This is a genomic window from Stenotrophomonas sp. NPDC077421, assembly GCF_049545505.1.
GTDB classification, from domain to species: Bacteria; Pseudomonadota; Gammaproteobacteria; order Xanthomonadales; family Xanthomonadaceae; genus Stenotrophomonas; species Stenotrophomonas nematodicola.
Genome location: NZ_JBMWDP010000044.1, coordinates 1 through 14,310, shown reverse-complemented (window position 1 = coordinate 14,310; position 14,310 = coordinate 1). Strand labels below are relative to the sequence as shown.

14 protein-coding genes and 1 pseudogene are annotated in these 14,310 nt (G+C 68.5%); 1 reads left to right on the top strand and 14 read right to left on the bottom strand.

What is annotated here, in order from left to right; all coding sequences use genetic code 11:
* Window positions 1–12 precede the first annotated feature (12 nt).
* From lipB to ACPEH1_RS18005, 3 genes are all read right to left on the bottom strand, one after another.
* Entirely contained in the window at window positions 13–720 is a 708-nt protein-coding gene (lipB, locus tag ACPEH1_RS18015) for a lipoyl(octanoyl) transferase LipB (RefSeq protein ID WP_017354323.1), read from the bottom strand.
* Complete coding sequence (locus ACPEH1_RS18010; RefSeq protein ID WP_017354322.1) at window positions 708–986, bottom strand: DUF493 family protein; 279 nt, start codon at window positions 984–986, stop codon at window positions 708–710. The genes lipB and ACPEH1_RS18010 overlap by 13 nt, the downstream gene beginning before the upstream one ends.
* 83 nt (window positions 987–1,069) lie before the next feature.
* Window positions 1,070–2,059 (bottom strand): CsgG/HfaB family protein, encoded by a 990-nt coding sequence (locus ACPEH1_RS18005; RefSeq protein ID WP_017354321.1) that lies wholly within the window; start codon window positions 2,057–2,059, stop codon window positions 1,070–1,072.
* A 317-nt stretch (window positions 2,060–2,376) separates the two neighbouring features.
* On the opposite strand from ACPEH1_RS18005, the gene ACPEH1_RS18000 reads away from it, so the two are divergent.
* Entirely contained in the window at window positions 2,377–3,450 is a 1,074-nt protein-coding gene (locus tag ACPEH1_RS18000) for a lipid A deacylase LpxR family protein (RefSeq protein WP_017354320.1), read from the top strand.
* A gap of 135 nt (window positions 3,451–3,585) precedes the next feature.
* On the opposite strand, the gene ACPEH1_RS17995 is transcribed toward ACPEH1_RS18000, so the two are convergent.
* The 11 genes and pseudogenes from ACPEH1_RS17995 to ACPEH1_RS17945 form a co-directional block, all read right to left on the bottom strand.
* Window positions 3,586–4,800: a D-alanyl-D-alanine carboxypeptidase family protein gene (locus tag ACPEH1_RS17995; protein WP_017354319.1), complete on the bottom strand. Its 1,215-nt coding sequence runs from the start codon at window positions 4,798–4,800 to the stop codon at window positions 3,586–3,588.
* Between the two features lie 106 nt (window positions 4,801–4,906).
* Window positions 4,907–6,226: a septal ring lytic transglycosylase RlpA family protein gene (locus ACPEH1_RS17990; RefSeq protein WP_313242543.1), complete on the bottom strand. Its 1,320-nt coding sequence runs from the start codon at window positions 6,224–6,226 to the stop codon at window positions 4,907–4,909.
* Window positions 6,223–7,368 (bottom strand): lytic murein transglycosylase B, encoded by a 1,146-nt coding sequence (gene mltB, locus ACPEH1_RS17985; RefSeq protein WP_136005134.1) that lies wholly within the window; start codon window positions 7,366–7,368, stop codon window positions 6,223–6,225. Before mltB ends, ACPEH1_RS17990 begins: the two co-directional genes overlap by 4 nt.
* Before the next feature lie 374 nt (window positions 7,369–7,742).
* A complete protein-coding gene (locus ACPEH1_RS17980; protein WP_243746287.1) occupies window positions 7,743–8,534 on the bottom strand; it encodes a Tox-REase-5 domain-containing protein in 792 nt (263 codons plus the stop codon).
* Window positions 8,535–8,672: 138 nt separating this feature from the next.
* On the bottom strand, window positions 8,673–8,984 hold the full coding sequence (locus ACPEH1_RS17975) for a hypothetical protein (protein ID WP_017357348.1): 312 nt from the start codon (window positions 8,982–8,984) through the stop codon (window positions 8,673–8,675).
* Window positions 8,971–9,102: pseudogene (locus ACPEH1_RS17970) on the bottom strand (hypothetical protein); the annotation flags it as partial. The pseudogene ACPEH1_RS17970 and the gene ACPEH1_RS17975, both read right to left, overlap by 14 nt.
* 161 nt (window positions 9,103–9,263) lie before the next feature.
* Complete coding sequence (gene rodA, locus ACPEH1_RS17965; protein ID WP_136005145.1) at window positions 9,264–10,376, bottom strand: rod shape-determining protein RodA; 1,113 nt, start codon at window positions 10,374–10,376, stop codon at window positions 9,264–9,266.
* A complete protein-coding gene (gene mrdA / locus ACPEH1_RS17960; RefSeq protein WP_153164789.1) occupies window positions 10,373–12,448 on the bottom strand; it encodes a penicillin-binding protein 2 in 2,076 nt (691 codons plus the stop codon). The genes rodA and mrdA overlap by 4 nt, the downstream gene beginning before the upstream one ends.
* 1 nt (window position 12,449) lies before the next feature.
* Window positions 12,450–12,935: a rod shape-determining protein MreD gene (mreD, locus tag ACPEH1_RS17955; RefSeq protein WP_136005149.1), complete on the bottom strand. Its 486-nt coding sequence runs from the start codon at window positions 12,933–12,935 to the stop codon at window positions 12,450–12,452.
* On the bottom strand, window positions 12,932–13,981 hold the full coding sequence (mreC, locus tag ACPEH1_RS17950) for a rod shape-determining protein MreC (protein ID WP_313161035.1): 1,050 nt from the start codon (window positions 13,979–13,981) through the stop codon (window positions 12,932–12,934). Before mreC ends, mreD begins: the two co-directional genes overlap by 4 nt.
* A gap of 126 nt (window positions 13,982–14,107) precedes the next feature.
* A partial coding sequence (locus ACPEH1_RS17945) for a rod shape-determining protein (RefSeq protein ID WP_423716148.1) occupies window positions 14,108–14,310 on the bottom strand: 203 nt, incomplete at its 5' end.

The window sequence follows — 14,310 nt, the reverse complement described above, 5'->3', positions numbered from 1 at the left end:
GGTCGGCGGCGTTCAGGCCGCGTCTGTCAGATCGGGCAATTCGGTGGCGGGCTGGAGGTCCAGGCCGAACTGGCGGGCCAGATGGCCCAGCAGTACCGGCGTGACGGCCGCCATGCCGGACGGTCCCCCCAAGTCTAGCACCGAGGTCACCTGCAGCCCTTGATAGCCGCAGGGGTTGATGCGGCGGAACGGCTCCAGGTCCATCGCCACGTTGAAGGACAGCCCGTGGAAGGTGCAGCCACGGCGGACCCGGATGCCCAGCGCGGCCACCTTGGCCCCGCCCACATAGACGCCCGGCGCACCGTCCAGCCGTTCAGCGCCGATATTCCATTCGTCCAGCGTGTCGATGATCGCCTGCTCGATCCGGCAGACGTAGTCACGCACACCGATGCCCAGCCGCCGCAGCTGCAGCAGCGGGTACACCACCAGCTGCCCGGGACCGTGATAGGTCACCTGGCCGCCGCGGTCCACATGCAGCACCGGGATATCGCCGGGGGCCAGCACGTGCTCGTCCTTGCCGGCCTGGCCCAGGGTGAACACCGGGTCGTGCTCGACCACCCAGAGCTCGTCGGGCGTGTCGTCGGTACGGGCATCGGTGAAACGCTGCATTGCATGCCAGACCGGCGCGTAGGGCTGGCGGCCGAGGTCGCGCACCCATGCCGGCTGCGCCGCCCGGGTGCCCGGGGCAGATGCGGTGGAGCAGGCGCCTACAGCGTCCACTTCACTTCCGGGTGATCGCGCAGGGCGGTGTGGGCAGCGTCGTACTGTTCGCGGTTGTCGGCCTTGAACACCAGCCGCACCGACACATACTTGCCGTTGGACGAGTGTTTCCAGCTGACCCGCTCGGTCAGTACTTCAAGACCGGCCAGCTCAAGCAGGCGCGGCAGTTCGCGTTCCAGCTCCTTGCCAGCCGCGCCCATGGCGCTGAGTTCAAACTGGCCGGGGAACTGGAAGCCGTGGTCGGGGTTGTCAGACTTGATCTCCATGCGCCCATTATCGGGTCGCCGGGCACCAAACCCAAGAGGCTGCGTGAAGGTGACGGCCGGTCAGCCGCCACCTCCCTGCCGGATCAACGGGCCAGTTCCATCAGGGTGGAGTTGACCCAGCCCTTGTTGCCCATTTCGTCTTCCACTTCCCACATCGCGCCTTCCTTGACGCCGGTGGGATACAGCAGCATGCCCGGCTCCAGCGAGCGCACGGCCGCACCGGTGCCCTTGGCATTGGCCAGCAGGCGGCCCGGCTTGAGCATGGTCACGGCCTGGCTGACATTGGACGCGGCCGGGTTGCCGGACAGGCCGCCGAGCTCGGCCACCAGATTGGTGTAGGCCTGCAGATAGGCCAGCGTGATCACCTGGCCGATTTCGGTGTTGGCATAGCCGCCCACGCCCATGCCGCCCAGGCCGCCACCGCCGAACAGGCTGCCGCGAGCCCCCCAGGACAGGTCGGTCTTCTTGGAATTGCCCTCCACCACGGCCACCTGTTCGGAGGACCGCACATCGGTCAGGCTCAAGGTCACATCGGCGGTCTTGCTGCGCAGGTTGAGGCCACTGGCCACCGAACCCGCCTTGCTCCCCACCAGGCCACTGATCAGGCCGCCGATGGCACTGCCGCCGGCATCGCTGTTCTGCGAGATCAGGTCCGGAATCAGCACGTAGTCGGCGGCACGCATCTGACCCTTGCCGACATTGGAGCGGCCGCGCAGCTCACCGTCGGCGGCCAGGGCACGCTCGGCCTGGGAGGCAGCCAGACCCACGCCCCGGTCCACCAGCGTGAAGCACTTGGATTTGCTGACGAACACCTTGATCAGGCGCGACGGTGCCGGCAACTGCTGGCCTGTCCACCAGTTCACCACATCCTCCGGCTCGATCACCGCGATGGTGCCCAGCGGCTTGCTGCATACGGGAATCTCGGCCTGGCCGGCCTTGCTCTGCTCCTGCGCGGAGGCGCGGCTGCCAAAGGCGTCGCGCAGGCCGGCCGACGCCGGCGTGCTGACGGTCATCAGGCCCGCGCCCAACGTGGCGCACGCCAGCAGGTGGGCGAACGAATGCGATTTGATCATGTGTGTCATCCAGCGCTGCCATTGCAGGCCAAGCGCGATCCGTGGGTTGAGAAGGGCCTGCCTGCGCAGACTCGAATCCTTTTGCGGCGTCCCCTGACGCCACGGCGGAGGATATGGCAAAGGCCCTCCAACCACAACGGGAGCTGACTCGCCGGCGTCGGCACGGGAGGCCGCGCCGACGGCGGCGGCCCGCAGAAGCGGCCGCCGCCGGAAAACCCTGCGTTTCGCAACAGACCGGTGACGATCGCGTAGTCGATCCCGTCCACCGCTGGCTGTACCGTATGCCCGCAAAAGACGACAGAAAAAGCAGCTTGCCCATGCCCGCACACCCCAAGCGCACCGCCGCAGCACGTACCTTGTCCGGCCTTCTGGCCTCCACCCTCTGCGTTGCCGCCCATGCCGCCCCCACGTGCGGCCCCGACGCGATGCGCGAGCATCCGCCCCAGGTCAATTTCCGCGTCGACAACGATCTGTTCGGCGGCAAGGACCAGGACCAGGGCTATACCAACGGCGCCCAGCTGACCCTGGTCTCGCCGAACCTGGTCGACTACACCGACGACCCCTGCCTGCCGCGCATGGCGCGCTGGGTGAACCAGCATCTCGAATCGCTGCATCCCGGTGAGTTCGAGCAGCAGAACATGATCTTCAGCCTCGCCCAGGGCATCTTCACTCCGACCGATTTCACCCGGAAGGATCTGATCGAAGACGACCGTCCCTATGCCGGTGTGCTGATCGCCAGCTTCGGCTACAACGCCCGCCGCGGCGACCGCCTGCAGACCACCCAGCTCTCGCTGGGCGTGGTCGGGCCGTGGGCGCAGGGCGAACAGGTGCAGAACGCGGTTCACGAGCTGCTCGGCGACGAGAAGTTCCAGGGCTGGGACAACCAGCTGCACAACGAACCGGTCTTCATGCTGACCCACGAGCGCATGCGCCGCTGGCCCGGTGATGCGGGCATGAACGCCGGCGGCTGGGGTTGGGATGCCATCAGCCACTACGGCGGCGCGGTGGGCAACCTCGCCACGCACCTCAACGGCGGTGCCGAAGTGCGCTTCGGCTGGAAGCTCCCCGACGACTTCGGCAGCACCCCGCTGCGCCCGGCCGGCGAGAACACCGCCCCCACCCGCGGCGGCAAGCCCGGCGGCTGGTCCTGGCACCTGTTCGGCACCAGCGATGTGGCCTGGGTGATCCGCGACATCACTCTGGACGGCAATACGTTCCGCAACAGCCACAGCGTGGACAAGCGCCACGTCGTGGGCCAGCTCGGCTACGGTCTGGCGGTCATGCGCGGCCGCTGGAAATTCGCCCTCGCCCGCTATCACAGCACCCGCGAGTTCGACGGCCAGAAGGAAGCGCCGGTGTTTGGCAGCTTCACCATCAGCCGCTCGCTCTGAGGCACGCCACACCAGCCGATGCCGACCGCTGGCCGGCACAAAAAAAGACCGGCATCGGCCGGTCTTTTTTTGCCTGTCGCCGGCGTTCATGCCGCCGGCACACCGGGCAGCCGACCCACGGTCGGCTCTACCGCGTCATTCCGATTCCCACCACATCCAGAAGCTGTCCCACAGGCGCTTGAAGAAGCCGGCCTCTTCCACTGCCGCCACGGCGACCAGCGGGGCCTGCGCGACCACCTTGCCGTCCAGCATTACCTTCAGCGTGCCGATCTGCTGGCCCGCGGTGAACGGCGCCTCCAGCGTCTTGGGCACGTCAATGCTCGGCTTCAGGTCGTTGTAGCGGCCGCGCGGCACGCTCACCAGCAGCGGCTGCGCCACGCCCAGCTGCACGTTGTCGGCCTTGCCCTTCCACACCTTGTGCTCGGCCACGACCTTGCCGGGCTCGTACATGCGGTGCGTTTCGAAGAAGCGGAAGCCCCAGTTCAACAGCGCCAGGCTGTCGTCGGCGCGCTGCTTCTCCGAGCTGCCGCCCAGCACCACGGCGATCAGACGCTGGTCGCCACGCTGCGCCGAACTCATCAGACAGTAACCCGCTTCGGAGGTGTGGCCGGTCTTGATCCCGTCCACGCTCTGGTCGCGCCACAGCAGCAGGTTGCGGTTGGGCTGGGTAATGTTGCCGACGGTGAATTCCTTCACCTTGTTGTAGGCGTAGGTCTCCGGGTAGTCGCGCACCATCGCGCGGCCCAGCAGGGCCAGGTCGTAGGCGGTGCTGTGGTGGCCCGGCGCGCTCAGGCCGTGCGCGTTGACGAAGTGCGAGTCCTTCATCCCGATCTTGGCGGCGTAGCTGTTCATCAGCGATGCGAAGGCTTCTTCGCTGCCAGCCACGTGCTCGGCCAGCGCGATCGCGGCATCGTTGCCGGACTGGATCGCCATGCCCTTTTCCATGTCTTCCAGACGCGCGGTCTGGTTGACCGGGAAGCCGCTGTAGCTGCCGTCGGTGCCGGCGCCACCTTCGCGCCAGGCGCGCTCGGTCATCATCACCTGGTCGTCGGGACGGACCTTGCCGTTCTTGACCTCTGCGGCAATGACGTACGAGGTCATCACCTTGGTGATGCTGGCCGGGGCCAACTGCACGTTCGCGTTCTCACCGGCCAGCACCTGCCCGGTGGCGTAATCCATCAGCACCCAGGCCTTGGAAACGCTCGGCACGGGAGCCGGCGGCGTGGCTACCGTCGCCGGGGCGGCCGCAGGTGCGGGCGTCGGCGCCGGGGTCGGCAGGGGAGTCTGGGCGGAAACCAGGCCCACGAACAGGGTCGTGGTCATGGCAACGGCGGCAAAGCGGAATTTCATCGGACAGCAAGCTCCTGGAGGGCGCCAAGGGGAGAGGGAAGGAGAACGGCCATTGTAGGCCCACGGAGCGTTGGCACGCGGTGCAGACCGCATGCCGGTGTGAAGGTCAGTCCTTGACGATCTGCGGCGCCCCGAAGCCCAGACCGGCAATGCGGCCGGCAAGTTCCGAGGCACTGGCATGGTCGGGCGCCGGCACCCGCAGGCGCCACAGCGTGCGACCGCCGCTGACGATGTCGCTGAGGCTGGCCCCGGCGATGCCTGCCGAGGACAGCTGGCCCAGCGCGCGCGTGGCGTTGTCGCGGCTGGCGAAGCTGGCCACCTGCAACAGCACGCTGCCCAGCACCTGCTGTGGCAGGCTGGCGCCGGCGGCCGGACGTGCCGGCGCGGCAGCCACCGGCATCGGTGCCCGGGGCGCGGCGGCGGGCAACGCGGCCACGCTCACCGGCGCACTGTCGGTCGGTGCAGCCTGGGTCGCCGCCGGCTTGCCGGTCGCCACGCGCACGCCGTTGTCGCGCATCCAGGCATCGAAGTTGTCCGCGTTGCCCGGCTTGGCGCTGTCGGCGACGCGGTACCGGTAGGCCTCGGCCCCGGCCTTGGGGGGCGTGCGGGCGGTGGCCGCTGCCGCGGCCGGCAGCTTGCCGACCAGCGCGTCCATCTCGCTCGCCCTGGCCGCCGTGGCGGCCTCGCGGCGCTCACGCCGCGACGGCTTGTCGGCCGACGCCAGCAGGTTGTCCTGGCCCGGACTCAGCGCGCGCACCTCCACATTGCCGGTGCCGCGCTGGGTGATGCCCAGGCGCACGGCGGCGGCATAACTGAGGTCGATCACCCGGCCGTCGTGGAACGGGCCACGGTCGTTGACCCGCACGATCACCGACTCGCCGTTGTCCAGGTTGGTGACCCGCGCGAAGCTCGGCAGCGGCAGCGTCTTGTGCGCGGCGGTGAACGCGTACATGTCGTACACCTCGCGGTTGGAGGTCAGGCGCCCGTGGAACTTGGCACCGTAGTACGACGCGGTCCCCTTCTCGGCATAGCCAGTGGTTCTGTCCATCACCTCGTACTGCTTGCCCAGCACCACGTACGGCGACTTGTTGCCCACCGGCGAGCGCGGCAGGTCGACCACCTCCGGCTCGGGAATGCAGGCCACATTGGGAATATAGGTAGGCGTGCTGTCATTGACGCCGGGCTTGTACAGGCCGCCGGCGCGGTAATCGCCGCGCGTGGACGGGTCCTCGGCGGCGGCCGCGTACGGCGAGCCGTCGGGGCAATGCGCCGGACGCCCGCCCTTGCCCTTGCCCTGCACCACCGTCCCGGCGGGCTTGCTGCCCCCGATGCCGGCGGCCGGTTTCTTCGGCGCACTGCTGCAGGCGGCCAGCGCCAGTATCAACATCCCCGGGATCAGCCATCTGAAGCGTGCGGTTGCGTTCATGCCGGCGGCAGCTCCTGTCCGGCGATGGCCTGGGAAAGCTGGTACACGGCCATCGCATACATTTTCGAGAGGTTGTAACGGGTGATCGCGTAGTAGTTCTGGAAGCCCAGCCAGTACTGCTTGCCAGTGCTGGCTTCCAGCGTGATCGGCGTTGCGGTCAGGCCGGCGGCGACCGGCATGCCGGGCTGGTAGCCACGCTGGGCCAGATCGGACAGGGTCCAGGTGGGGGTCCAGTCGGTGGGATCGAACGGCTCGCGACCGGCCTGCAGGGTGGCCGGTACCGCGACCGGACCGCCGCGCACCCAGCCGCCCTTCCTGACGAAGTAATTGGCGATCGAGGAGAACACGTCGTCGTAGCTGGTGAACAGGTCGCGGCGGCCATCGCCGTTGCCGTCCACCGCGTAGTCCAGGTAGCTGGACGGCATGAACTGGCCCATGCCCATCGCGCCGGCGTAGCTGCCCTTGATCGAGAGAATGTCCAGCTTTTCATCGCGGGTCAGCGCGAACAGACGCGCCAGCTCATCGCGGAAGAACAGCTCGCGGCGCACCTCGCGCTCCAGCTTGGCCGGGTCGCCGCTGCGCGGATACTTGAAGGCCAGCGTGTACAGCGCGTCGAGCACGCGGTAGCTGCCGGTGTTGCGGCCATAGCTGGTTTCCACGCCGATGATCGCCACGATCACCTCGGCCGGCACGCCGGTGCGTTCCTGCACCCGCATCAGTTCGCCGCGGTGTTCGGCAAGGAAGGCCCGGCCGCCGTCGATACGCGCCTGGCTGATGAACATCGGCCGGTACTCGTTCCACGGCTTGACCCGTTCGGCCGGGCGCGACATCGCGGCGATGATCGGATCGCGGATCTGCGCCTGCGCCAGGGTGGCCTCGATGTGCGCGGCAGGAATGCCGTAGCGCGCGGCGGTATCACGGACGAAACGGGCGCGTGCGACCTCGAACGGCACCGGGGTCAGATCGACCGGTGGCGCCGTGGCAGCCGCCGCTTCCGGCGCGGCTTCGGCCGGTCCCTTGTGCCCGTGGGCGGGCTTGTTCGGGGCATCCGAGGCCTGCGGCGACGGAGCGGGAGAAGGCGGCTGGGTCGCGCAGGCGACCAAACCGAGCGTGAGCATGCAGGCCAGAGTGCGTCGAATCATCGAGGCAGGTTAGCAGGTCATGGATGAATTAAAACCCCTAACACCATGAATCACAACGAATTGCGGCGTCAACTGGATTGCCGGTTCGAGGGTGCCCCATTCATCTGGACCGATGGCGGCCGTAAGGTCTTGCCGGTTGCGTCCCCATCCCCGCAGACGCAACCGGCCAAACCGACCAGGTTGGCACCGGCGCGGCGCGCATCTCCCCAGCGCGCGCCTCGCCCCATGTGCCCATGAGGTCAACTGCTCCCCGCCAAACTCCCCTGCGCATCGCTTGGCTCGACGCGTCGTTGCTGGCGGGCCGCCATTGTGGAGGCCGATTGCGACAAGTCCATTGATCAGGATCAAGTAGCATCGTATCTGTGCGCCACTTCTCACTTTTTGTGGGATTCATTGACGATGCGTCCACTGGCGTCCCTCGCCATGCGCTGGCCGGTCGCCCGGCATCGCCTGCGCCACGGGTGTCGTCGGCCCGACCAATGCCCAGGTACGCCCGAAAACCGGTGACCTGTCGACAGGCGTGGAACCGCAGGAGAGCGGCCCGTTGCTACAACAGCGACGGATCGATGATGTCCAGCAAGCCGGCATTGGCCATGCGCAGCTCCACTTTCCAGAAAATGCCATTCAAGCCTGGCAGGCGGCCCCAGCGTGGTGACATGCGCGTGGTGCGAGTTGAACTGCCTGATCCAGCTTTCCTCGATGGTCTCCGTCTTCGGATCGAAGGCTGCCCAGAACTGCAGCTCGCCATCACTGTTGAAGAACTGCCTGTAATACGCCTTCGCCTCAACAGCAGTGCATGGCCCCCTCCAGAAGCCATCGAACCGGATGCCACCGTGCATCCATTCGGAGACGTAGATGGTGTACTTCTCGCGCTGCAGCTTCGCCAACGCCCGCTCCGTGACCGTCCCGCCAGCGACGATGGCAAACTGCTCCGGCCCGGCCAGGTGATTGGCGATACGCAGCTGGTACGCATAGCTGCGGTGTTGGCTGTTTGGAATGGTGTAGGGCTGGACGACAAGACTGCCCTGCGTCAGCTTGCAGGCGTTGCACTCATTCTGGTTGCGGGCCTGGGAGCAATCGGCCGGCTGGGCTTCCACGCGTGGTTCCACCTTGGCCTCGGGCTTCACCCCGACGCTTTCCTTGATCCGTTTCCAGACCTCGCCCAAGGTTGGGCCATCCGACGCTCTGCCGGGACTCTCGCCGGGCAATCGGCCTGGAGCCTCGCGGGTAGGGTCCCAACCGCCGGGCGGGATCACCGGTGGCGGGGGTATCGGGAACGGAAGTGCGCTCATCCACAGCTCCTTTCAGTCGGCCAGCGGTGCGGCCGCCAGCAATGCCAGCAGATCGGCGGCGGTGGCGTTGGGGCTGCCGGTTTCGTTGAACCACACTGCGGTGATCGCCTGGTCGCGCAGGCCGCGCGCCCAGGCAACATCGGCTTTCACCCAGCGCACCAGCACGGGCAGGTGGGTGATGCGCAGCGCCGAGACCGCGTACCGGTAGCTGGTGCCCACTTCGAGCTGCAGGTCCGCATCGCTGCGCCCGGCGGTCTCTGCAGGGAAATCGCTGGCATCCGCACGCGATGCGGTGACCGTGCAGCGCCACTGGCTGCCCGTCAATGAGGAGGGTCGGATCGCCTTGAACGTTCACCGCGCAGCAACCCGCCACAGGCGTCAGCGCCGGAAAGATTGACACGAGCCGCGGCAACCCGCTGCGTGTGTCCCGGCAACGGCTCATTGCAGGACAGGGCTCTCCAGCCGGATCAGGGCAACAGGGCGTTCGCCAGGCGGACGCGAAAGGTGAAAAACGTCACCACCGTCATTCGTCGTGAAACGTGCACATGACGACACCCCTGGCCGTGGCGGGCACAGGAAGCGATGGCGCGGACGCCGTCACGCTCAGCCGTAGCCGCCGTGCACCGGGTTGTAGGTGCGCGCGGCCATCACCAGACCAAAGCCGGCCAGCAGCGATACCGCCGAGGTGCCGCCGTAGCTGATCAGCGGCATCGGTACGCCGACCACGGGCAGCAGGCCGGAGATCATCCCGCCGTTGACCAGCACGTAGACAAAGAACGCCAGGCCGGTGGCACCGGCCAGCAGCCGCGAATAGGAGTCGCGTGACTGGCTGGCGATCCACAGGCAGCGCCCGATCACCACCAGGTAGAGCGCCAGCACGACGGCCACGCCGATCCAGCCGAATTCTTCGCTGAGCACGGAGAAGGCGAAGTCGGTCGTCTGCTCGGGAATGAAGTTCAGGTGCGACTGCGACCCCTGCCCCCAGCCTTTGCCATCGAAGCCCCCCGAGCCGATCGCGATCTTGGACTGGATGATGTTCCAGCCCGCGCCGAGCGCGTCCATCTCCGGGTCCAGGAACATCATGATGCGGTCCTTCTGATACGGCCGCAGCAGCCAGATCCAGGCCACCGGCGCGGCAGCGGCAACGCCGCCGACGGCTACGCCCACCCACCACCACGGCAGCCCGGCCAGCAGCAGCACGAACGCGCCGCTGGCGGCGATCAGCACGCCGGTACCGAAGTCCGGCTGCAGCATCACCAGCCCGGTGGGCACGCCGATGATGACCGCGCTGACCATCACCGTGGAGAAACGCGGCGGCAGCGGCATCTTGTGCAGGTACCAGGCCACCATCATCGGCAGGCTGACCTTGAGCAGTTCGGCCGGCTGCAGGTAGAACAGTTTCAGGTCGAGCCACTGGCGACCGTACTTGCCGGTGCCGAGCACGAACACCGCCAGCAGCGGGATCATCGACACGGCATAGATCAGCGGCGTGGCCGAGCGGATGCGCAGGATCGGCACCCGCGAGATCGCCCACATCGCCGCCAGACCCACCACGAAGCGCGCGCCCTGCGCGAACACCAGCCCATCGCCGCCGGCACTCTTGAGCACCGCCAGGCCGATCAGCATCAGCGCGCCCAAGGCCAGGCACAGCACCCAGTCCAGGGTGCTGACAAAGCGCACCGCCATGTCGGTGGCCCAGCGCAGGAACACGTTCATCGGCTGCGCTCCGGCGCGGTGGGCGGGGCGGCCGCAGGCGGAAGCGGTGCACCCGGCAGCGGCGTGGGCAGCGGCGCAGGCTCGGGCGCGGCAGGCACCCCCACCTGCACCGGCAGCAGCGCCAGCGCGGCCGCCGCCGCGTCGCCGGCCTGGCGCACGTTGACATCGCCGCCGTCAACGGCGGTGATGCCGATCGCGGTGGTGCCGCGCTCGCTGTCCAGCGGCTCCAGGCCGTCGGGCATCTTGCCGAGCAGCCAGGCGTCGAACAGCTTGCGGGCGATCGGCGCGGCCGCCGAGCCGCCGTAGCCGCCGCCTTCGACCGCGATCGCCAGCGCGATCACCGGGTTTTCCGCCGGCGCGAAGCCGACGAACAGAGAGCGGTGGCGCAGGTGCAGCGGCAGGCTCTTGGGATTGACGGCGGCGGTACCGCGACGGCTGATCACCTGCGCGGTACCGGTCTTGCCGGCGATGGTGTACGGCGCGCCGGCCGCCGCGCGCGCACCGCTGCCGCCTGGGCGCATGGTGCCCATCATGCCTTCGCGCACTGCCTGCAGGTTGCTGGCGTTGGGGCTGATCGGCTTGGTCGGACCGGCTTCCACGGCGGTCCACTCGGCGTCGAATCCGGCGCGCTCCTGCATCACAAGGTGCGGCGTGCGCAGCTGGCCGTTGCCGATGCCCCCCACCCCATGCACCAGCTGCAGCGGGGTGACCTTCCAGTCGCCCTGTCCGATGCTGACGTTGACCGTGTCGCCCGGGTACCAGCGCTCCTTGCGCGCCTTGTACTTGTTCTGCGGCGAGGGCAGGATGCCGCCGATCTCGCCGGTCAGGTCGATACCGGTGGGCGCACCGAAGCCGTAGTAGCCCATGTACTGGTCGAAGCGCTCGATGCCCATGTCCAGCGCCAGCCTGTAGTAGTACGTGTTGACCGACTGGGTGATCGACTTGCGCAGGTCGGTCCAGCCATGCCCGCCACGGTTGGCGTCGCCCCAGCCGCGCGAGGTGCCGGGCAGGTAGAACATGCCGGTGGAGAGGATCTTGTCCTCGGGCTTGCGCACGCCGCTGTCCAGGCCGGCCAAACCGATCAGCGGCTTGATGGTCGAACCCGGCGCCACGCCACCCAGCACCAGACGGTTGAACTGCGGCCGCGAGGGGTTGTCGTTGAGCGCTTTGAAGTCGGCATGGGAGATGCCGTTGACGAACAGGTTGGGGTCGTAGGACGGCAGGCTGACCATCGCCAGGACTTCACCGGTCCGTGGGTCCATTGCCACCGCTGCGCCTTCGAAGTCGCCGAAGGCGGCCACCATCGCACGCTGCAGATCGGCGTCGATCGACAGTCGCAGGTCGCTGCCGGACTGGGCGGCGACCCGGCCGATGGTGCGGATCGCACGACCCTGCACGTTGGTTTCGACCTGCTCGTAGCCCACCTTGCCGCGCAGCTGCGCCTCGTAATAGCGCTCCAGCCCGGACTTGCCGATGTGGGTCAGCGCGGCGTTGCCCTCGCCCAGCATTTCCAGATCCTTGTCGTCCACGCGGCCGACGTAGCCGATGATGTGCGCGAACAGGTCACCGTAGGGATAGCGCCGGGTCAGGTACGGCTCCAGCTCCACCCCCGGGAACCGCCAGCGGTCCACCGCGAAGCGCGCCATCTCCTCGTCGGTGACACGCAGCTTCAGCGTCACCGGCAGGAAGCTGCGGCGCGCCTTGCGCGACTTGTTGAAGGTTTCGATGTCTTCCGGGCTCAGGTCCAGGATCGTCGCCAGCCCGGCCAGGGTGGCGTCCATGTCCTTGACCTTGTCCGGGGTGATGTCGAGCCGGAACGCAGGCACGTTCTCGGCCAGCAGCCGGCCGTTGCGGTCGTAGATCATTCCGCGCCCCGGCACCACCGGTCGTGGCTTGATCCGGTTGGCTTCCGAGCGCGTGGCGTAGATGTCGTGGTCGAGCACCTGCAGCTTGAAGTACCAGGCCCCCAGCCCGATCAGGCACACCAGCACGCCGAGGAAGCCCAGCGCGGCGCGGCGCCGGAACTGCTCGGCCTCGGCATGGGGGTTCTTGGCCTGGCGACGCATGTGCATGTCAGCGCCCGCGACGTCCGAAACGCACGGCGTCCAGCAGCACGAACACCAGCGGCCACAGCCCCATGCCCAGCAGCGGCGCCCACCAGTACGACCACGGCAGGGTCGGCTCGCCCACCACGATGTGCACGACCGCGCTGACGATGCGGTCGTTGAACAGCAGCCCGCCGATGGCCAGCATCTGCTGGGACATCGGGAAGAAACGGATCCGCGCGCGGAAGCGCTGCAGGATGAAGGTCAGCATGACCAGGCGCAGCGACTGCTCGCCCAGCACCCCGCCGTACAGCAGGTCGGCCACCACGCCGCTGGCGAACGCGATACCCAGGCCGACCCGGTCGGGCGCCTCGATCACCCAGTAGGCGAGCACCAGCGCCAGCCAGTAGGGCCGCAGCGGCTGCAGCAGCGCCGGCAGCGGCAGCAGGCCCAGCAGCAGGGCCAGCACCAGGCTGACCGGCAGCACCCAGGGTTTGTCGCGCAGGCGGCTCATCGCTGTTCCTCCGGCGGCGTTGCGTCCGTTTCGCGGGGCGCGACGGCCGGCGATGCCGGGGCCGGGGCCGGGACAGAGGGCTGCGGTTGCCGGCCAGCGGCCGGCACGGCCGGGGTGGCGGCCGGCGGGGCCGAGGCCGGGAGGGTGGCCGGTGCGGCCGCCGGGCCGCCGGCGGCTTCGGAGAGCGGCAGGTTCGGCGGAACGTGGATGGCAGCACCGGGCCTGAGCAGCAGCACGTCGCGGCCACGGTCGAGCTGGGCGGCCGGTTTGAGTTCGCCGACCAGGAAGGCATGGGTGTCGTCCGGGCGCAGCGCGGTAATGCTGCCCACCGGGAAACCGGCCGGGAACCGACCGCCGAGGCCCGAGGTGACGATCTCGTCGCCTACTTCGACCCCGGCGCTGAGCGGGATGTCGCGCAGTTCCAGCGTGTCGCCACGCCCGTAGACGATCAGGCGCACGCCATTGCGCGCGACGGTGACCGGCACGGCGTGGTCAGGATCGGTCAGCAGCAGCACCGTGGCGCTGTTGCCGGTGGTGGCGATCACCTGTCCCATCAGGCCCCCCGCGTCGATCACCGCCTGGCCCACGTGCACCCCGTCGCGGGTGCCTGCGGCCAGCACCAGGCGCTGGCGCACCGGATCCAGGTCGATGTCCAGAATCGGCGCCAGCTGCACGTCCAGGCCGCTTCGCTCGGCCACGTTCAGCAGCTCGCGCAGCTGGGCGTTGTCCAGCGCGGCGGTCTGCAGGCGGGTCAGGCGCGCATTGGCGATCAGCAGCTGGTTGCGCAGTTCGCGGTTCTCGGCCACCAGTTGGCCGTGGCTGGCCGCGTTGTCCTTGACCTGGGTGCCAAGCCTGCCCGGCAATCCGGCCAGGGCCCACACCGGCTGCACCAGCACATTGGCCTGCGCGCGCAGACGCGCCAGCCAGCCGGCCTGGTCGTCGAGCACGATCAGGACAATGGCCAGGGCCAGGTAGGCAAGCAGCCGCAGGGGGCTGCTGGCATCACCCTGGCGGGAGGCTACGGGAGGACCGGCATAGGGCGGCACGACAGGCTTCGACTGGAAAAGGTGTTGGGGATGCGACAACGCCCCAGCGCTGCGATGCCCGGCGTGACGCGCACGCCACCGGCATCACGCCGCAGGGGCGCGTCCTTGGAACAGGGCCGGTACGGCTTACTCCGGCGCAAAGAACTCGTTGCCGTGCATGTCCACCAGCTCCAGCGCACGGCCGCCACCCCGGGCCACGCAGGTCAGCGGGTCGTCGGCCACCTGCACGTGCAGGCCGGTTTCCTCGGAGATCAGACGGTCCAGGTCGCGCAGCAGGGCGCCACCACCGGTGATCACGATGCAGCGCTCGGCGACGTCGGCGCACAGTT